Source organism: Flavobacterium sp. LC2016-01 (genome assembly GCF_009711135.1).
Taxonomy (GTDB): Bacteria; Bacteroidota; Bacteroidia; order Flavobacteriales; family Flavobacteriaceae; genus Flavobacterium.
The window spans coordinates 189,949-209,195 of record NZ_WMIC01000009.1 but is presented as its reverse complement, the minus strand read 5'-3'; the positions used below and the strand labels follow the sequence as shown (position 1 = coordinate 209,195).

General features: G+C 30.6%; 18 protein-coding genes. 4 read left to right on the top strand and 14 right to left on the bottom strand.

Features of this window, described 5'->3' with window-relative positions:
- Positions 1–39: 39 nt before the first annotated feature.
- Together lptB and GKZ88_RS18505 are read left to right on the top strand one after the other, a co-directional pair.
- Positions 40–780 carry an LPS export ABC transporter ATP-binding protein gene (gene lptB / locus GKZ88_RS18510; protein ID WP_012022391.1) on the top strand — a complete coding sequence of 247 codons (741 nt, stop codon included), beginning with the start codon at positions 40–42 and terminating at the stop codon, positions 778–780.
- An 87-nt stretch (positions 781–867) separates the two neighbouring features.
- Positions 868–1,086 (top strand): DUF5808 domain-containing protein, encoded by a 219-nt coding sequence (locus GKZ88_RS18505; protein WP_155103795.1) that lies wholly within the window; start codon positions 868–870, stop codon positions 1,084–1,086.
- Positions 1,087–1,172: 86 nt separating this feature from the next.
- On the opposite strand, the gene GKZ88_RS18500 is transcribed toward GKZ88_RS18505, so the two are convergent.
- Positions 1,173–2,027, bottom strand: a complete 855-nt coding sequence (locus tag GKZ88_RS18500; protein WP_155103794.1) for a glycoside hydrolase family 25 protein — start codon at positions 2,025–2,027, stop codon at positions 1,173–1,175.
- 11 nt (positions 2,028–2,038) lie between these two features.
- Entirely contained in the window at positions 2,039–2,755 is a 717-nt protein-coding gene (locus GKZ88_RS18495) for a CDP-alcohol phosphatidyltransferase family protein (RefSeq protein WP_155103793.1), read from the bottom strand.
- Between the two features lie 275 nt (positions 2,756–3,030).
- On the opposite strand from GKZ88_RS18495, the gene GKZ88_RS18490 reads away from it, so the two are divergent.
- Positions 3,031–4,014 (top strand): PorV/PorQ family protein, encoded by a 984-nt coding sequence (locus GKZ88_RS18490; RefSeq protein WP_155103817.1) that lies wholly within the window; start codon positions 3,031–3,033, stop codon positions 4,012–4,014.
- A 40-nt stretch (positions 4,015–4,054) separates the two neighbouring features.
- Complete coding sequence (locus GKZ88_RS18485; RefSeq protein ID WP_155103792.1) at positions 4,055–5,191, top strand: DUF4105 domain-containing protein; 1,137 nt, start codon at positions 4,055–4,057, stop codon at positions 5,189–5,191.
- A gap of 2 nt (positions 5,192–5,193) precedes the next feature.
- Here GKZ88_RS18485 and GKZ88_RS18480 read toward each other — a convergent pair whose 3' ends face one another.
- From GKZ88_RS18480 to GKZ88_RS18425, 12 genes are all read right to left on the bottom strand, one after another.
- Positions 5,194–6,585 (bottom strand): sugar transferase, encoded by a 1,392-nt coding sequence (locus GKZ88_RS18480; RefSeq protein ID WP_347343898.1) that lies wholly within the window; start codon positions 6,583–6,585, stop codon positions 5,194–5,196.
- Between the two features lie 73 nt (positions 6,586–6,658).
- On the bottom strand, positions 6,659–7,996 hold the full coding sequence (locus GKZ88_RS18475) for an O-antigen ligase family protein (RefSeq protein ID WP_155103790.1): 1,338 nt from the start codon (positions 7,994–7,996) through the stop codon (positions 6,659–6,661).
- Between the two features lie 9 nt (positions 7,997–8,005).
- Entirely contained in the window at positions 8,006–9,106 is a 1,101-nt protein-coding gene (locus GKZ88_RS18470; protein WP_155103789.1) for a glycosyltransferase, read from the bottom strand.
- A 3-nt stretch (positions 9,107–9,109) separates the two neighbouring features.
- Positions 9,110–10,219, bottom strand: coding sequence for a glycosyltransferase (locus GKZ88_RS18465; protein ID WP_155103788.1), 1,110 nt, complete (start codon positions 10,217–10,219; stop codon positions 9,110–9,112).
- A complete protein-coding gene (locus GKZ88_RS18460) occupies positions 10,219–10,773 on the bottom strand; it encodes a serine acetyltransferase (protein ID WP_155103787.1) in 555 nt (184 codons plus the stop codon). The genes GKZ88_RS18465 and GKZ88_RS18460 overlap by 1 nt, the downstream gene beginning before the upstream one ends.
- A gap of 105 nt (positions 10,774–10,878) precedes the next feature.
- Entirely contained in the window at positions 10,879–11,880 is a 1,002-nt protein-coding gene (locus GKZ88_RS18455; RefSeq protein ID WP_155103786.1) for a glycosyltransferase family 2 protein, read from the bottom strand.
- 2 nt (positions 11,881–11,882) lie between these two features.
- Complete coding sequence (locus GKZ88_RS18450; protein ID WP_155103785.1) at positions 11,883–13,421, bottom strand: glycosyltransferase family 2 protein; 1,539 nt, start codon at positions 13,419–13,421, stop codon at positions 11,883–11,885.
- A 12-nt stretch (positions 13,422–13,433) separates the two neighbouring features.
- Positions 13,434–14,579, bottom strand: a complete 1,146-nt coding sequence (locus GKZ88_RS18445; RefSeq protein ID WP_155103784.1) for a glycosyltransferase family 4 protein — start codon at positions 14,577–14,579, stop codon at positions 13,434–13,436.
- Positions 14,580–14,583: 4 nt separating this feature from the next.
- Positions 14,584–15,465 carry a hypothetical protein gene (locus GKZ88_RS18440; RefSeq protein ID WP_155103783.1) on the bottom strand — a complete coding sequence of 294 codons (882 nt, stop codon included), beginning with the start codon at positions 15,463–15,465 and terminating at the stop codon, positions 14,584–14,586.
- Entirely contained in the window at positions 15,465–16,898 is a 1,434-nt protein-coding gene (locus tag GKZ88_RS18435) for an MBOAT family O-acyltransferase (protein WP_155103782.1), read from the bottom strand. The genes GKZ88_RS18440 and GKZ88_RS18435 overlap by 1 nt, the downstream gene beginning before the upstream one ends.
- 28 nt (positions 16,899–16,926) lie before the next feature.
- Positions 16,927–17,997, bottom strand: coding sequence for a glycosyltransferase family 4 protein (locus tag GKZ88_RS18430; protein WP_155103781.1), 1,071 nt, complete (start codon positions 17,995–17,997; stop codon positions 16,927–16,929).
- Positions 17,990–19,066, bottom strand: coding sequence for an acyltransferase (locus tag GKZ88_RS18425; RefSeq protein ID WP_155103780.1), 1,077 nt, complete (start codon positions 19,064–19,066; stop codon positions 17,990–17,992). The genes GKZ88_RS18430 and GKZ88_RS18425 overlap by 8 nt, the downstream gene beginning before the upstream one ends.
- Positions 19,067–19,247: the final 181 nt, after the last annotated feature.

Below are 19,247 nucleotides of genomic sequence, written 5' to 3'. Positions count from 1 at the left end.
TATCTCATTTTCAAATTATCTAATTATCTAATTAAAAAAATGAAGCTAAGAGCCGATAATTTAATCAAAACCTACAAAGGCCGAAGTGTTGTAAAAGGAATTTCCGTTGAAGTAAATCAAGGAGAAATCGTAGGGCTTTTGGGTCCGAATGGTGCTGGAAAAACAACTTCTTTCTATATGATTGTTGGATTGGTAAAACCAAATCAAGGGAATATTTATCTTGATGATTTGAATATTACTGATTACCCAATGTACAAACGTGCTCAGCAAGGAATTGGTTATTTAGCACAAGAAGCTTCGGTTTTTAGAAAATTGAGTATTGAAGATAATATTTTAAGCGTTTTGCAATTAACTAAACTTTCTAAAGAAGCTCAAATTGCAAAAATGGAAAGTTTAATTGAAGAATTCAGTTTAGAACACATTCGTACCAACCGAGGCGATTTACTTTCTGGAGGTGAGCGTCGTCGTACAGAAATTGCTCGCGCATTGGCAACTGACCCAAAATTCATTCTATTGGATGAACCTTTTGCTGGAGTTGACCCGGTTGCGGTTGAGGATATTCAAAGAATTGTTGCGCAATTAAAAAATAAAAATATCGGAATTCTAATAACGGATCACAACGTTCAGGAAACTTTAGCAATTACCGATAAAACATACCTAATGTTTGAAGGAGGAATCCTGAAAGCAGGAGTTCCCGAAGAATTAGTAGAAGATGAAATGGTTCGCCGCGTTTATCTTGGTCAAAACTTTGAACTTCGTAAGAAGAAATTGGAATTTTAAAAAAAGTGGTCAGTGTTCAGTCTTTTTAGTAATCAGTTTTTTTCTGAACACTAAAGACTGAACACTGAACACTAATCTAAAAATATAATGAAGTCAGAAAAACCAACTCAGGAAGATTACGACAATTGGCATAAAGATCCAAACAATTGGTATTTGGGATGCTTTTATTATAATCCGAAAGACAAACGGTTAATGCCACCAAAAAGGATTGAATGGATGGGTCTTACTATAAATTTTGCCAATCCTTATTCTGTGCTTCTTCTATTACCTTTAGTGATAATGATTATTCTGGTTTTATTAAAATAACTTTAAAAAAAGTGGTCAGTGTTCAGTTTTTAGTAAGCAGTGGAACTGAACACTTTAAACTGAACACTGAACACTCCAATTCACTTCTACTCCACTGTAATAAACTGCAATTGTTCCAAATCGCCGTTATAAATATTCACATCAACACGATGTTTTATTCCGGGCAAAGAAGCTTTTTCTGTAAACTGCCAAAAAAGCCAATCGTCTTCGATTTTTTCTCTGTAGAAATTATAATTCGCAATCCAAAATAAATATTCGCTAAATTCTTCTTTTAGGAAATCACTATAATATCGTTCTCCCGAATAAATTATTGGGCGAACTTGGTAATGCTTTTCAACTTTAGTCAGCCATCGTTTCAAACCTTTTTTCAAACTGTCCAAAGGCTGATTTTTTGGCAATTTTTCAATATCTAAAACCGGAGGCAAATCACCTTTTTGCAATTTTACTGTTTTGATAAAAAGATTAGCCTGCTCAATAGAATTTTCGTTTGGACGATAATAATGATAGGCCCCACGCATAATTTTATTTTCTTTTGCACCTTCCCAATTCTTCTTAAACTGTGAATCTACACGATCATTTCCTGCAGTTGCCCTTATAAAAACAAATTGCACCGGATACTTTTCATCTAAAATTTCAACCTCGTCCCAATCGACTTTTCCTTGAAATTCAGAAACATCAATTCCGATAACTTTTCCTTTATGATTTTCAAGAACACGAATATTTCGAACATCAGAAAGGTGTTTGTCTACTTCATCTTCGTCTAAAACTTTCTCCGATTTAAATCCTAAATAGTATGCCAGCCCTTTTCGGTAATGATAGACGATTCCGATGAATAAAAGCGAAAAAAATAGCAACAAAATCCCTCGAAAAAGCTTGCTTAGAAAAGATCTTCCAGCCGGTTTTCTTGAATATGTTTTACGGTAAGTTGTTTTTCTTGCCATTAGAATAGGAGCTACTTCTTCAAAAACAAATTATTTATGATCGATAACAATACATAAAAAAAGATAATTAAAGGAATTGCGATATAATGAAGCAAAAGAACCAATACAACTGAAATTAGTAAAAACACAATTTGAAGTGCGTTATCTTTTACATTAAACTTCTTGATTTTTAAAGCAAATAGCGGGATTTCAGCGTTCAAAATATAAGCACTAAATAATGTGATGATTAATAAAACCCATTGATTTGTTAATAATTCAAGAATAAAAAACGAAGAATCAGCATACATGTCAAGTACTACTTGCAAACTAATAATAAAAAGTGCATTTGCAGGAGTTGGCAAACCTATGAAAGAATCTGTCTGACGGGTGTCGATATTAAAATTAGCCAAGCGGTAGCAAGATCCTAAAGTTATTATAAAACCTAAAAACGGAATTAATGGACTTGTCCCTAATTGATGACCGCCATTCACAAACATATTATACATTACATAACCTGGAGCAACTCCGCTGGTTACCATATCGGCCAAAGAGTCCAACTGTAATCCAAGTGGGCTTGAAACTTTAAAAAGTCTGGCAAAAAAACCATCAAAAAAATCAAAAAAGATTCCTAAACAAACCATGTAAAAAGCCATTTCATAATTGGCTTGAGAAATGTAAACAACGGCTACACAGCCACAGAAAAGATTTATTAGAGTAATTAAATTAGGAATGTGTTTTTTAATATTCATCTTTATAAAATTTGATAATGGTAAGGAACAAATTTAGCATAATAAGTGCATGTAAAATAGGTTTTCGCAAGAGTTTTTTAGTTAAAGCTCTTAGTTCTGCAATATTTCATAAAAGGAAGAAATTAGATGACTAAAATATTATATTTTTGGTAAAAATTAAAAACAGGCCTCAGTCTGCAAAAAAATAACTTTTGAAAAAACTTTTTGCGTTTTTATTGTTTTGGAGTTTTACTGCACAGTATGCACAAACGGTTCGAAAATATTCGAATGAGTTTATGAATATTGGTGTTGATGCCGCTGCATTAGGAATGTCGAGTGCCGTTGTCGCTTCAACAAATGATGTTAACGCAGTGTACTGGAATCCCGCAGGTTTAACAAATCTTGAAGACCACCAAATTTCATTAATGCATGCCAATTATTTTGCGAATATTGCACAATATGATTTTATAGCCTACGCAAGTCCAATTGATGACCGAAGTGCTTGGGGAATTTCGATGATTCGTTTTGGCGTTGATGATATTATGGACACCACCCAATTAATCGACAGCCAGGGAAATATTGATTATAACCGAATCAGTTTATTTTCAACCGCAGATTACGGTTTTACTTTTTCGTATGCACGAAAATTGCCAGTTGAAGGTTTTCAATACGGTGTAAATGCCAAAATAATCCGAAGAATAATTGGAAAATTTGCCAATTCATGGGGTTTTGGTTTTGACGTAGGTTTGCAGTTTGAACGTAATGACTGGAAATTTGGCTTGATGCTTCGCGATATTACAACCACATATAATATCTGGAACATTGACGAACAAGAATATGCAAAAATCGCCAACGCTATTCCTGGAGAAAACAACGAATTGCCTGAAAGCACAGAGATTACTTTACCAAAAGCACAATTAGGAGTTTCTAAAAAATTTGATTTCCATAATGATTACAGTCTTCTGGTTGCTACAAATTTGAATATGCGATTTGAGCAGACAAACGATATAATTTCATCAAAAGTAGTAAGTATTGACCCTGCGGTTGGTTTTGAATTTGGCTATACAGATATTGTTTTCTTAAGAGCCGGTGCAGGAAATTTTCAAAATGTCACACAATTAGACAATACTGAAAAAGTAAATTTCCAGCCAAATATTGGCCTTGGTTTCAAATACAAAGGAATTCAGGTAGATTATGCTTTGACCGACTTAGGGAATCAAAGTGCGGCGCTTTATTCGAATATTTTTTCTTTAAAAGTAGATTTAGGTATCTTTAGATAATATTTACAAAACCATTAAAAATTCTTAAAAATTTTAAATTATGAAAAATGTCATTTTCAAAAAAACACTTTTTTGTTTACTATTGTTATTGAATTTTATTGGTTTCAGCCAAAATTTACCTCTATCAAAAGATGCTAAAATCAGCGTTATCACTTGCGGATTAGGAAACGAAACTTACTCCTATTTTGGTCATACTGCAATTCGTGTTGCAGATCCTGCAAACAATATTGATTTGGTTTACAATTACGGTGCTTTTGATTTTACAACGCCAAATTTTGTAGCCAAATTTGCAAAAGGTGATTTGCAGTATTTTGTAGTGGTTCATCCATTTATTGATTTCATGAATGAATACAATTATGAAAAAAGAAGTGTTTTTGAACAGGAATTGATTATTTCACAAGATTTAAAACAAAAGCTTTTTGATAATTTAAACGCGACATTATTATCTGAAGATCGTTATTATACCTATAAATTTATTGATAAAAACTGTACTTCGATGGTTGTTGATATTATCAATAAAACGTTAAATGGAAATATAATTACAAAAAAAGGCGACACGAATATTACGTATCGCTCTATTTTATTCCCGTATTTTGATGGTCATTTTTATGATAAATTAGGAACCAGTATTATTTTTGGAACCAAAGTCGATCAATTAGGCACAAAAATATTTTTGCCTTTTGAATTGAAAAACAGTTTAGCGAAAACTACTTTTCAAAATCATCCTCTGGCAAAAGAAAGTCAAACACTTTTAAGTTTTGAAAAAGAAACACCAACTTCATGGTGGAATAATGTTTATACTTATCTATTTATACTTGGCTTTATTGTATTGGCACAAAATAAAATCGCAGATAAAATCTATCTTTTCATTTTATCTCTAATGGGAATCTTTTTTGTTGTGGTTGGATTTTATTCTTCTCATCACGAATTGGCGATGAATTACAACGTATTATTATTTAGTCCGCTGTTATTGATTCTGATTGTTTTATCAATATTAAAAAATAAAAGATGGACCTATCGATTTGCGGTTTTACATTTACTATTCTTATTGATGTACACACTTTTCCTAATCAATAAAGCGCACTTTTTTATTGTTTTGCCAATGATCATTACCAGCGGATTTGTCTTGGCAAGACTTGCAATCAAAAACAAAAAACGCATTCCGATAATTATCTAAAATTATTGTCCGCGATAAAATAAAACAGTTGTAATCGTTTTAAAAGTTATACTTAAATCCAAAAAGATACTGCGATGTTTGATGTAGTATAAATCATATTGAAGTTTTATCAGACTTTCATCAATAGATTCTCCATAAGAATAATTTACCTGAGCCCAGCCAGTCAAACCTGGTTTTATAACATGTCGTGTTTCATAAAAAGGCATTACTCTTGCTATTTCAGAAACAAAAAAAGGACGCTCAGGTCTAGGTCCAATTACTCCCATATCTCCCATTAAAATATTAAAAAACTGTGGCAGTTCATCTAATCTCGATTTACGCATAAATTTTCCAAACGGAGTTATTCTTTTATCATTTGACTGCGCAAACGGACCATTGACATCATTATTTTCAATCATTGTCCTGAACTTATAAATTTTAAAGATAACACCGTTTTTTCCAACGCGTTCCTGCGTGTAAAATAAACTGCCTTTATTTGCGATAAGATTTCCAATTAAAATCAGTGGTATAAAAAGGATACAAAAAGCCAAACCAATAAAAGACAGAACAAACTCTATCAAGCGAGTTAAAATCAGATATAATTTATTGCTGTTACTGCGGCTGAATGGAAAAAAACGATAAAAATCACGTTCAATATAATGAACTGGAATTCGCTGTGTTTTATTTTCATAAACCTTAGTATATTCTTTTATAATATTGCCGGATTCTAATAAGTGAAGTAGTTGCTGATATAAATCAGCTGTGATTCCGTCCGTTTTTTGAGTTGCGATGACAATTTCAGAAACGTTATGATGAATTACAAAATCCTCTAAATCCTGTTTCTTAATCTCTTTCACATAATTAAACTCGTTGCTTTGATCAGAAACTGAATCTGAATTAACAAAACCAATTATGGTATAATGCGGATCAACATTTTCAAGGCCCATAACCAATTCCTCCACCTGGTCTTGATCACATATCAAAACAACATTTTGAGAAAACCGATGCGAGGCCAGAAAAACAGCATAAAAAAATCGCCAAACCAATAAAGAGCCAAGAATAGAGAAATAAAAAACCAAAATAACGAGACGTTTTTTTGGAAGCTCAGGCGATAAAATAGGGGTAAATAAGTAAAGTATCATTGCTGCAGTAACAGCAAGAATAACGCTTCGTAGTATTTGAAATTGATTACCTGCAACCTGAAGGTTATACATTTCGAAAATTACTCCAAAAATAATAATATAAGAAATAAGCAAAATTGGTCTATAAAAATAATCCCAATCTAATACATAGTAGCGGTTATCAAATAAAAAATGTAATACATATAAACCGGCAAAAATAAAAGCGGCGTCAAAAATATGCAATAGTATTTTCCTTTCCGAAATCTCGAAATGCATTTTTTTAGTAGTCATAATAGTCGTAAGTTTTAAAGTTTGGGGACTTTTTCTTCGACACAAATGTATTATAAAAAAATTATAATTAACTATCTTACTTTTCAGCTTTTTCCGGCATTGTAATTCTAACAGAAAGCAATGCCAAAGCGTAAACAAATGCAGGTGCTGCGATTCTCATTGCCGCGTGATTTATCGTTAACAGCCAAAAGAGATAAAAAGATAAACAATAAAGATGTTGTCTGTTATTAATAAAAAGAATTAATGGTGTGATAAATAATATCAAGAGCCCGAAAACACCAAACATACCATGTTCTGCCAGCATTCGAGTAATTTCATTGTGTGAGGCAATTACATCACCAGATTCTTTTCTAAGCTCTTTTCCCATTCCGGCACCAATTCCCATAATAGGATTATCTAAAAAGAATTTAATTTCGGTATCCATAATTTCTTCTCTTCCGCTTAAATTGCTCTTTTTCACTCGACCTAAGGCATCTTTATTTGCATAACGCTTATCAATAAGCCCTCTTGTTTGAATAGAACTATAAGTCCAAACTCCAACACCCATTAAACTTGTTAAGATAAGTACTAAACCAAATTTTGTCTTCCCTTTTGCATTTGAAAATTGATACAAAAAAAACAGAAGACAAACAATCATGACAACTCCAGTTATAACCCCGCCTCTAGAAAAAGTTACAACTCCTCGATAACTAATAAAAGCCAGTATGAATCCATTCAAAATAATATCTTTTATTGATTTGGAAGACAACACAAGCTGCGTAAAAAAAATAAAAATTCCCAAACCTAAAATTGTCGATACCTGATTTGGTCCAAATCCTCCCGATGTTTCAAAATTAGAACCTGTGCTTGTTACTACATCTCTCACACTCGGTGTGTATAAAAATAAATAAACTGTCGTAGTCAAAATCGGCAATCCCATTACAGAAAGAATATTCTGCAATTGAGAAAATTGAATTCGCCTAGAGTACATATATATAGAACAAACTCCTAAGCAAACTGGTCCAGAAAGATTAAAAAATAATAGTTTTTTAACATCAATATTAATTTGATCTACTGAAGCTGTAATCAAAATACAAGGAATAAGTAAAATCAAGAAAAACCAATAAATAAAAGAAGATGGTGAAAAACTACTATAAATCATGCCTAAGAACATGAAAAAAACAAGATTAAATTTTACATATTCATTATTAAAATTCCCTCCTGTCATACGCAAAAAAACTTCTACACCCACCAAATATGCACACACCAGCAATACTTCATTATTTCGGTTTTTTGTTTTGTTTACCAAATAAATTCCAGCTATTGGAATTATAAGCGCATAAAGTTTCGAGAGAACTGGCAAAACAAAAACTGCCAGAGCAATAAGGAAATGAAATAAAATAAGATAATTATATGTGATGGTTTTATTTTTCATTAAAAATATTTAAACTGGAATTTCGGGAGCAAAATTAGTCAAAGAATTTAACCATTGTAAATAATCTTTGAGAATTGATTTCTGAGAATATTTTGACTCAACAATATGGTGTAATGAGAGCCCCTTTTGAACACGCTCATTTTCATTCTCAATTAATCTAAGAATTGACTGTGTAAATTGACCTAAATCATTTGAATCAACTAAAAAGCCTTCTTTATCTGAAGAAATAATTTCCGAAATCTGACCAACATTTGTAGCTACAACAGCTTTTTTATACAATCCGTATTCTAAAATCGCTAGTGGAAGACCTTCTGATAAAGATGGCAAAACTGCTATTTCAGACTGTTTTAATACAGAACCTACATTATTAACAGTCCCGTAAAGAAAAACAGATTCTTCTAATTTTAATTCTGCAATTAAATTTTTAATCTTTTCAGAATGACTGTCATGGAAATCTTTTCCAAAAAAATGAAAAGTCCAATCTGGATATTTTTGTTTAATTAAGTGTGCGGCTTTAATTAATAGTTCATGATTTTTTTGTGGGCGCAGATTGGCAACACAGATAATTCTTTTATTATCATTTCCTTTTAGCAAAGATCCTTTTTGTGAATCAACAATCTCATCAATAAAATTAGGAAAATAGACAACATTTTTGATCTTTAAATAGGATTCTGCCCAATTTTTCAAAGCCGAATTAACCGCAATGCTTCCTTCAAAAAACAATGAGCCTATTTTTAATCCTATGTTTTTTCGTTCAGCCAGATTCTGCGAAATACCATAATGATCATGCCAAACAATTTTTATTTTAGGAAAAATACATTTAACCAGAACGGCTAAAAAAAATGAAGAACTATGTGCGTGAATAACATCGATTGCATGTTTTTTTATATATGCTCTTACTGCAAAAACAGCTTTAAAATCTATTCTTTTTTTCTTGTTTAAAAATAAGTAAGTGACTTTTTCATCAATTTGGTTTAACAGTAAACCTTCTCTTCTGGTTGCAATTAAACCGGAGAATTCAATTTCTTTTGACAGTGCATTAGCATAATTGACTGCCATGCGCTCCGCTCCGCCAGCTTCTAAAGAATCAATTATTTGTACAATCCTCATTATTTACAGTAAATTTTTAATTTCATTCTCAAAAAAATCAGTCGTATAAGTTTGAGACCATTCTTGGGCCAATTTACTTTTAAACTCAAAAGCCTCATTGTTTTTAAAAAGACAATCTAGCTGGTGCAAATCTTTTTCTAAATTCATCTCTAATAAAACACCCCTATTTCCATAGTCAAGCATAAATGGCACACACGAAACTTTAGTAGCAATAGGAACACATCCCCAAAACATTCCTTCAGCAATTGCTTTTGGCCAGCCTTCACTTTTTGATGGCAGTATTACAAAATGGCTTTTTTGATATGCTTTTTTTACTGTCTCTTTATTTTGATTTCCGTGCAAAATAATATAGTCTTCTAATTTATTTTCTTTAATATAAATTTCTAAATTATTCTTTTCTGAGCCATTTCCATATAAATTCAAATTAGCTTTTACTCCCTTTTTCATCAACTCTTGAACTAACTTTATAACATAAAGAGGATTTTTTCCAGAAACCAAACTGCCAACAAAAATAAATTCGGCCTTGAGATTTAAATTATTTTTTGAAACAATTTCTTTCTCTGTTTCGGAATATGTTGCTGTAAAAAATGGTTTTATGTTTCTGGATTGGTTTTTCCAGTCTCCATAAACCAAAACTTGAATATTACGAGTTAAAAAAGAATTGCTAAGAATCCATTTTTGCAAACGATATGATAAAGGCTGTTTGCTTTTAGGGTCCCAATTGCCAGCATATTTGGCCGTCTTCTTTTTATTTGGAAAAAAAACTTGTGCTATACATCCTAGTAAACCAATATTTCCTGGACAACGCAAATGAATATGGTCTGCATTATTCATTGCTTTAAGCAGCATAAAAAAGTTGCAAAAACTTAAAAAAAAAGCTTTTACTATCTCTTTAAATGATTTAAGATTAGTATCAAACAACTTATAATGCTTGCTAATATTAAAAGGCATTTCACTAATAAGAAGACCTTGATCATTTTTCCAAACTGGACAACAAAAAACAATATCTGCATATTTTTCCCAAACCATTAATTCTTTAACGTATGGACTATACGCAAAAGCTTTATCAGTTTTATAAATAATGGGAGCGTTTGTAACAACTAATAATTTCATTAAATATAACCTTTTGAACCTTTTTGGGAAATTAATACTGCCGGAACTCCTAAGACAACTGAATTATCAGAAAACGAATCTTTTACCATCGAACATGCTCCTACCACAACATTATTTCCTAAAGTAATTTTACCTGCAATGACTGAATTAGCGCCAATATATACTTCATTACCTAAAACAGGAGTTCCCCTATTTTCATCAGTTCCAGAAACTCCAATCGTTACTCCTTGTGAAATATTGCAATTATCACCAATTATAACATTAGAATTTATAATAATTCCTCCAAAATGACCAATATAAAAAGAATGGCCTATTCTTGCAGCATAGGGAATTGAAATCCCAGTAAAAATTTCAATATTTTTTTGCCACAATAAAACAAAAGCCAACAGTGGAAATCTAAAAAGCTTCCAGGTTATTTTTTTATGAATCAAATGTGCAATTCTATATTGAAATATAGCCCAGAAACCTTGCGTCAGAAAAATGATGCTGAAAAAATGTCCTCCATATTTCTGATATTTTTTATAATCTGAAGCTATTAACTGAAATACATTCATTGAATTATCTTTTTTTTGAACATTTTTTATGAGTTTCCACTCGAAGATATATTAGATTTTAAAAAAAAAATAGTAGAATATTTTTACATATTTCTTCTTCTATTTTCATTTTTCAATTATTGGTTTATTGAATAATAAACTCCACCAACCTATTGTTCTTCCAATTGCTTCTGTAAAAGCTTCTTTTTTCTTGTTGCCTTTACATGCATTACTAAATCTTATTATTGTCAGCAAAATAGTTATTACGTTCCATTTAAAATGATCTTTGAAACTTGGATCTGGATTTTTCACTCTCCAGACATACCAGCCATTTCGAACGACCATTTTTCCATATTTGTATTGATTTGGACGCCCTGATATCGCATGAAAATGATCTAACTTTGCTGCTGTATTTAAATATAAATTCCCAATTTTTGAAACCCTTATCGTAAAATCTGCATCTTCATAAAGACCATAGCCCTCAAAATAAGTTGAAAAAGAAAGCCTGTCAAAAACAGATTTTCTAAAGGATGAAACACCTCCCATTAATTGCTCAACCTTGTATATTTTATTGCTAGGAGGTAAAAAACCAACGCTTCGACCATGTGAAAAATTGGGTAAAAAACCAGGAGGACAATTACTGTCTAAATTAAGTTTTTTTCGAAGAACAAATCGGCTTCCGTCTTTTCGTTTCCATCCATCATAATAAAACTCATTAATTTCCGGAATATAATGCTCCGAAGTTTTCTCCCATTTTACTTCATTGCAGATATAACCTCCTACTCCCAGAGCATCGGGAAATATTTTATAAGTTTCGATAATTTTCTCAAAATAATCTATTTCTAAAACGGTATCATCGTCTAGAAAACAAACAATTTCACTACTCTGATTTACATTCTTGATTCCAAAATTCCGTTGTTTTGTGAGGCCTCGATTAGCATTATCAACCAAAAAATATTTCAAACCTGTGAATTGGTTCTTCTCTAAAATATTTTGGGTTTCATTGTTTAAAGATCCATCAATAATTAAAATTTCATCTGGATAAAAAGATTGAATTTGAATCGATTGCAATAATTTCAGCAATGGTTCAGGACGCATGTAGGTACAAATAATTAGAGAGAATTTCATGTTTATTTATATCTAATCCCTAAATTATTTAATTTTTTAGCATAAAAAAGTGATTTCTTAAACTGAAGATTTTTATATGGAATCCTTAAAAATCGATATAGAAAACCTCTTTTTGAACCTTTAAAAAGATAAAGAAAAAAGTATTTGTACTTATATTCTAATACTTGCTGTGCTTTGAAATGCTTAACAATACCATACATAACGGTAGGACTTGGTACAGGACGAACAAGTTTCACAGGATTATCTAATTCCCAAGGCTGAATTTTTCGTTTTTTACCTAATATCTTGGCTTGACTGCCCCAAAATCTATAACCTCCTACAGGTGGTTTCAAATGCAGATTAGGTGAAAAAGAGTTGTAAAGAACAACCTGCCCTAACTTGAGTAATGATAATCCAAAATCACTGTCCTCTCCATAACCTCCATCAAAATTGACATCATTACCTATTAATTTTCTAACATATTCTGTTTTTACACATGAATTTGCATTGCTAAAACTAGAACTTACTCCTGCTTTCCATCTATTTTCATTTATTCTTTCCAGCTTTTCGTTCAAGTCTGTCAAATTTTGCTGCTGATTATCGGCTCGAATATCCAAGCCGTTACAGGCTCCGGCTTTATATGTCTGCAGTACTTTTATATGATTTTCAATAAAATCTGGGAGTACCCTTACATCGTCATCACCAAAAACTATGTAATCGCCCGTACATAAGTCTATAGCTTCATTTCGAGCTCTACAGCTTCCTTTTGTTTCCTGCCATTTTACAATTAATTCAAAAGGAAAATCATGTGCCTGATATAACTTTTCATCTCTTGCATTTTCAGGAGTAGCATCCACAATAACAACTTGAGAAAGCGGATAGGTTTGAACCGCTAAATCCTGTAATAGCTGTAAAGTAAAATCCTGGCGCATCATTGTAGGAATAATATAACTCACAATAGGCTGCCCTTCAATTGGCAATAATTTACGAGGTTCAACCACAGTTTTTTTAACTGATAATCCAAAATTTTTCTTTGCATAAAAGAAAGCATTCCATTCTTTCCATTTCCAAAATCCTTCTCTGTACAGCATAAAAACTGAGTGATCTAATTTGAAATTTTTCCGAAAAAAAACATATCTGTCTTTTGCCGTTATATTAATTTTTTCTTGGAAATTTTCTTGAAAAAGCCCTTTTATATAAAGTGGAACTGCCGCAGAATTACGCAATGCATTGTAACCAAAATCTAGAGCTTTCAGCTGAACATTTTGATATTCGTCATCAAAACCTTTTAATTGTTCCCACACAGATTTACGAACGGCAAATTGATTCGGATTGACTCTCCAGCTTACACATTCATCAAGATTGTCAAAATCATTAATAAACATAAAAAAAACAGCAGTCTGATATACTAATTCTGGAAAAGCATTTTTATATCCTTGTTCAAATGAACTGTGCCAAATATCTCCTGCACCAGACACTAAGATTTCTAATTTCTCAAAATCAGGGTTGCCATTATAAAGTATAATTTCGCCAGTACTTGTAATAAATTCCTTTAGTATCATTATTAATGTTAATTATACTTTCATTTTTTTATAAAACTCAATATTTCTTTTTGCCAGAACTTTTATATCAAAAACTTCTTGAACTTTTTTCCTTGCCGCTTTTCCTAATTCAGAACAAAGTTTTTCATTGTCTAAAAACGCAATAATTCTTTGAGCATACAAATCATGATCTTTTGGGTAAACTAAAAATCCATTTTTTCCTTCATCTATCATTTCATTTGCCCAGCCAATATTTGAAGCCACAATTGGTTTTTCCATTGCCATTGCTTCTAACCAAGAAACTGGAAAAGCTTCTGCAAAAGAAGGAAAGACACATATTTTTGATTCCTGAATTTTTTGTTTTATTTCTTCGTACGGAACACTTCCAAGATATTCTACATTTTTTAATGCCGGTTCAGAAAAAAGATGCTGCATCATTTTCCAAGTAGATGAATTTCCAGATACAATATCTGAAACATCTTTACCTATCAAAATTAACTTTGCATCAGGATTTTTTTCAATGACCTTATTAAAAATCAAAGGCAATTCTAAAAGTCCTTTTTTTCGAATAAGACTTCCGAAATATAAGATATTTTGTTTTGACTGCTTATCTGAATCATCTTTTTTAAACAATTCAGTATTAATAAGATTTGGAATTATTTCAAACTTTTTATTTAATCCAAAAACAGCATTCGTTTTATCTGCAGTAAATTTACTTACAGCCAATAAACCATCTGCTTTTTGAATTGCTCTTTTTTCATGAAACTTATTTATCCATTTTACAGGACGATTGTCTAAATGACAAAAGTAAGTATCAGACCCATGCAGTCTTATAATTACAGGGCAATTATCTGGTTGTATGAATGATGTAATTCCTGTCCAGTCTGCTGCTTCTACTAAATCAATTTCTTTATTAGAATATAATTCATTAATTATTCGCTCAATTTTTTTTCTTGTTAATATCCAAGAAAATCCTTTGAACTTAATATTTTTTATTTGTTGAATAATAATTCCATTGTCTTCAAAAACAGCATCTTCTTTTTGAGCATAAACAAGTACACGCACAGAAATTCCTTCCGCTAAAAGTCCTATTGCTAAATTCTTTATGCTGGTGCCAATACCTCCAGAATTGCCGGTTTTAGGGTTTGGGTATTCTGGTGTTAAAAAAGCTATTTTCATCTTTTTATTTATTGAAAAAATCTTTTAAAATTTTGGCTGTAAACAATTTTGCTCCAGTATCTGTCATATGTCCGCATGAAGAAAAATATTTATCCTCAGTTACTACATTTTCATAATTATGTATTTCCGGATATGCTTTTTTAACCTTATCGAAATAATTCATCCCTACTACATTTTCGCACATTGGCGTCATTACAGCGATAAAATTGATATTGTTTGTTTTGCAAATACTTTTGATTTCTTCGTAATATTTATTGTGCGGAAGTGGATTTAAATTGACAAGATTATTTTTCATATTACCATTTTTATGTTTTTCTAAAGGGTAATATCCTAGATTATCCAGTTTATTGGTTTTTTTATGAATTGCCGTGAAAAATGTTTCTCTAACTCCAATTTTTGTTTCATATTTAATATATCGATAAAAAGGAATATAATATAATTCATTGAAATTTTCTTGACCTGAAAAATGATCTTTAATGATATTAGAATTATGAATATATGGCAGAAAAAGAGCCGAAATACCATCAGCCGTATGTTCATTAGACAGATTTAAATCGGTTTCAAGAATTACGTTTTTTATTACATACTTTCTTTCGATCATTAATTTCAACATTAACGACGCTTCAAATAAATGGCTGCCGCTCATTCCATAATTAAAAGTTTTTAATCCTTGATCTTCAAACATCTGTGACACGAAATGATTATTTGCTCTTGAAGAACCTAAAATCACAACATCATAATTTTGCGCACTTGAATTAATAACGGTTTCGATTTTTCCTCTATTTTTAGATTGCAGAAAAATATAAGTATAAATTCCATCTAATGCTATAGCAATCAAAATCACTAAAGCTAAAATTTTGGCGATATAAATTAAAAAATTCTTCATTAAAACTGAAAATATATAAATTCCTTATAATCTGAAAAAGTTCCGAAAGCCATAATCGCTGTTATCGCCAAAGCTAACTTCAATAGACTTCTTTTTCCTGAAATCGGTTCTACCTTGTTTCGATTATTCCATTCGATCAAAACAAATAAGCCAATCATTCCTAATAATTCATAGCTGTAACGTTCATTTTCTAAATATTGAAAACTAAAGTCTCTATTTGAAAAAATTCTTTTTATATACAGAACTGCATCAGTGATTGTTTTGGCTCTAAAAAAAATCCAAGCGGCACAAGTCAGTAAAAAAGTATATAAAATACTCATTATTACTTTTACCGAATCAAAATCAAATTTTAATTGAATAGCATCCATATTGTTTCGATTGCTATTTGATAAAAGCAATGGTAAAAAATAAATAGCGTTTATAAATCCCCAAACTACGTAAGTCCAATTGGCTCCATGCCAAAATCCGCTTACCAGGAAAATAATAAATGTATTTCTGATTTTCATCCAAAGTCCACCTTTGCTTCCTCCTAATGGAATATATAAATAATCACGAAACCAAGATGAAAGCGAAATATGCCAGCGGCGCCAAAACTCTGCGATATCTCTTGAAAAATAAGGATAATTGAAATTTCGCAATAAATCTAAACCAAACAGTTTTGAAACTCCTAAAGCAATATCAGAGTAACCTGAAAAATCTCCATAAATTTGAAACGCAAAATAAACAGCACCTAGAATTAATGAAAATGAATTCATTCCGGTATAATTATCAAAAATAGCGTTAGCATAAGTTGCGCAGGTGTCTGCAATAACAACTTTTTTGACTAAACCCCAAATAATTTGATATACACCCTCTTTTGCAGTTTGAAAATCAAACTCTCGTTTTACTTTTACCTGAGGAAGCAAATGTGTTGCTCTTTCTATTGGACCCGCCACCAAAAGTGGAAAATAACTCACAAAAAGAGAATAATCAACAAAATTGTATTCGGCTTTAATTCGTTTGTAATAAATATCTATAACATATGAGAGTCCGTGAAAAGTATAGAATGAAATTCCGACAGGAAGAATAACTTTAAGTAAAATTGGACTCGCCTTAAATCCAATTGTATTTAGCAATTCTGAAAAAGAAGCGGCAAAAAAGTTGTAATATTTAAAAATACCTAAAAACCCAAGATTTACTATAATACTTAGCCAAAACCAAAATTTACGACTGTTTTCAGATTTTCCTTTTTCAATCTGGATTCCTGTATAATAATCTAGAAATGTTGAAAAAACTAGCAAAAACAAAAATCTCCAATCCCAGCAAGAATAAAAATAATAACTCGCTATGATTAATAAAGCATTTTGTGTGCTTTTAGTTTTATTAAAGACAAACCAATACAAGAAAAAAACGATTGGCAAGAAAATAGCAAATGCTAATGAGTTAAAAAACATTTATGTATTTATAAAATTGTAAACTTATCTATTTGTAAAGCAGGTCAAAATGGTCATTTACCATTTTCGGCAAAGAAAAGGAATTGCAAATTAATTCCCTCGTATTAATCGATATCTTTTTGTTTCCTAAATAAATATCTTCAAGAATTTGACTTAAGGCCTTTATATCTTTTGCTTCAAAAATATATCCGTTATCGGCATTTTTTATAACCTCAGCATTCCCTCCAACATTAGTAGTTACAACAGGAACATTTGCTGCAAGACTTTCTAAAATAGACAAACTGAAACATTCCATGTGCGTAGGCTGAAGCATATAATCGTATTGAAAAAAAATCTCATTCAGATTAGGTTTGCTTCCTTTAAAACAGAAACAATTTTGAAGTGAATATTCTTCAATTTTCTCTGTTAATTGATTTTTATAAGGTCCATCGCCATAAATATCAATCTTTATTTCTTCTTTTATTTCATTTGAAAGAAACGAAACCGATTCAATTAAATCTTGTATTCCTTTTGATTCTCTAAGATGCGAGGCAACTAAAAAAGTTGGCTTAGAAACATTTCTGTTCTCTCGAACTAAAATTTTATCTATAACTACTCCATTATAAATTGTCTTAGTTTTAGATTTTAAACGTGAACCAAAATCTTTTAAAATCTCATTTACTGTATAATCAGATACTCCAATAAACAGATTTATATATTTTGAAAAAAGTAATCCTTTGAGTTTTTTATTTATTCTTTTCTTAAATGAATATCCGTTCAAAGGTCTCGGATTATGATCGATGGCAATAATTTCTGCAGTAGAAAGTTGTTTTACTTTTTTAAAAAAAGGAGTGCATAATTCAACGAAATGAGTAATAATGTGAGAATACTGCTCTTTATTCTGTTCAAGAAACGTTAGAAAACCATTTTCTACATTAGTTTCAGAACTGCAAATTTTCAATTCTGAATAATTCCCATGATTTGAGCTATTTGGAAAAAACCAGTCAACTTCAATATTATTTTCTTTGCATTTTTTATCAAAACTCCAAAAAAAATGATCCATACCTCCAACTCGTTCTGGAAGTAATTGATAATTGCAGATTATAGCTATTTTAATCATTCTTTTTTTGAAATAGATAGTTGTTTAATTTTTTTGCTATTTTCATCTCTACTTTAATGGTATACAATACACTAAAAATTGTCATTAAAATAATAATGAGAACCGGCGCTATAAAACTGTATGGATAAAAGCAAGTAACGATATTTCGTATCCAAACAACTCCTATATATTCGTGTATTAAATACAAAAAATAGGAGGATATCCCAATATTTATAAAAATCTTATTATCTAAAAACCCTATTAATTTTGGATAGTATATAAAACAAAAAAACAAACTATACATAATTAAAGTAGCGATTAACTCTACCATTGACAGAGAAAAATTAATTAAAATAAAAGTGATAACTATGAAAAAAAGGTCCTTATATGAATTCTTATTTTTATAAAGCATATAAAATAAGGACCCCGCAAGAAAAAAAGGCAAATGCTTTATAAGATTAAATAAATTGATGCTTTTTTCAACGTATTTAATTTGATTTAAATTATAAAAGTTAGCCAAATAAAAAATGCCTAGTAACAAAAAACAAGCAACAATATAGTTTCTCTTAAAATTAAATTTATCAAAAAAATAAATTGCACTTGACAAAAAATAAAATTGAATTTCGGGCCATAAGCTCCAATAGGAATAATTTAGATAACTAAAATGATTTTTGGTTCCAAAGATCAAGTCAAACAAATTAGGAGGTAAAAAAGTAAAACTTGTAATTAAGTTTCGAAAATGATTACTGTCGGCAAAAATATTATTGTAGTCAAAGATTAGTAAGAAAATAAAAGTTATAATTGAAGCAATAAACATTGAAGGAAATAAACGAATAAATCTTTTTTTCCAAAAAGAGACAAAATCAGAAGTATTTTCTAATGAGTAAAAAATAACAAAACCACTTATCATAAAGAAAAAAGGAACTCCTTTAAATCCATAATGAAAATTGTCTCCTCCAAAATAAGGATAAATAGGATCATTCCAACGATAAAAATAATGATATAAAAGAACTGATATAATTGCTAATGTCCTAAAGCCGTCCAGAATAGTTATTCTATTATTAGACATTAAAATCTTTGAATCCATCATAATTTAAACAAAATTTTTAGTCATTTCTTTTTATCTTGATTGTGAAATAAAGAAAATAGTTTTCAATATTTTCTGTGTCATTACAGTTAATAGCCAAATCAGAATTATTTCTATTATTCGATTTGTTACGAAAAAAACAATCTATATTAACACCATTTTCTTTGCATTTTTGATCAAAATT

What these genes read in the sequence shown, in the direction of transcription:
- GKZ88_RS18430 (WP_155103781.1), bottom strand. Translation starts at nt 17,997, where the DNA reads ATGATTAAAATAGCTATAATCTGCAATTATCAATTACTTCCAGAACGA.
- GKZ88_RS18485 (WP_155103792.1), top strand. Translation starts at nt 4,055, where the DNA reads ATGAAAAATGTCATTTTCAAAAAAACACTTTTTTGTTTACTATTGTTA.
- GKZ88_RS18465 (WP_155103788.1), bottom strand. Translation starts at nt 10,219, where the DNA reads ATGAAATTATTAGTTGTTACAAACGCTCCCATTATTTATAAAACTGAT.
- GKZ88_RS18455 (WP_155103786.1), bottom strand. Translation starts at nt 11,880, where the DNA reads ATGAAATTCTCTCTAATTATTTGTACCTACATGCGTCCTGAACCATTG.
- GKZ88_RS18425 (WP_155103780.1), bottom strand. Translation starts at nt 19,066, where the DNA reads ATGATGGATTCAAAGATTTTAATGTCTAATAATAGAATAACTATTCTG.
- GKZ88_RS18460 (WP_155103787.1), bottom strand. Translation starts at nt 10,773, where the DNA reads ATGAATGTATTTCAGTTAATAGCTTCAGATTATAAAAAATATCAGAAA.
- GKZ88_RS18495 (WP_155103793.1), bottom strand. Translation starts at nt 2,755, where the DNA reads ATGAATATTAAAAAACACATTCCTAATTTAATTACTCTAATAAATCTT.
- GKZ88_RS18505 (WP_155103795.1), top strand. Translation starts at nt 868, where the DNA reads ATGAAGTCAGAAAAACCAACTCAGGAAGATTACGACAATTGGCATAAA.
- GKZ88_RS18490 (WP_155103817.1), top strand. Translation starts at nt 3,031, where the DNA reads ATGAATATTGGTGTTGATGCCGCTGCATTAGGAATGTCGAGTGCCGTT.
- GKZ88_RS18445 (WP_155103784.1), bottom strand. Translation starts at nt 14,579, where the DNA reads ATGAAAATAGCTTTTTTAACACCAGAATACCCAAACCCTAAAACCGGC.
- GKZ88_RS18470 (WP_155103789.1), bottom strand. Translation starts at nt 9,106, where the DNA reads ATGAGGATTGTACAAATAATTGATTCTTTAGAAGCTGGCGGAGCGGAG.
- GKZ88_RS18450 (WP_155103785.1), bottom strand. Translation starts at nt 13,421, where the DNA reads ATGATACTAAAGGAATTTATTACAAGTACTGGCGAAATTATACTTTAT.
- lptB (WP_012022391.1), top strand. Translation starts at nt 40, where the DNA reads ATGAAGCTAAGAGCCGATAATTTAATCAAAACCTACAAAGGCCGAAGT.
- GKZ88_RS18440 (WP_155103783.1), bottom strand. Translation starts at nt 15,465, where the DNA reads ATGAAGAATTTTTTAATTTATATCGCCAAAATTTTAGCTTTAGTGATT.
- GKZ88_RS18435 (WP_155103782.1), bottom strand. Translation starts at nt 16,898, where the DNA reads ATGTTTTTTAACTCATTAGCATTTGCTATTTTCTTGCCAATCGTTTTT.
- GKZ88_RS18500 (WP_155103794.1), bottom strand. Translation starts at nt 2,027, where the DNA reads ATGGCAAGAAAAACAACTTACCGTAAAACATATTCAAGAAAACCGGCT.
- GKZ88_RS18475 (WP_155103790.1), bottom strand. Translation starts at nt 7,996, where the DNA reads ATGAAAAATAAAACCATCACATATAATTATCTTATTTTATTTCATTTC.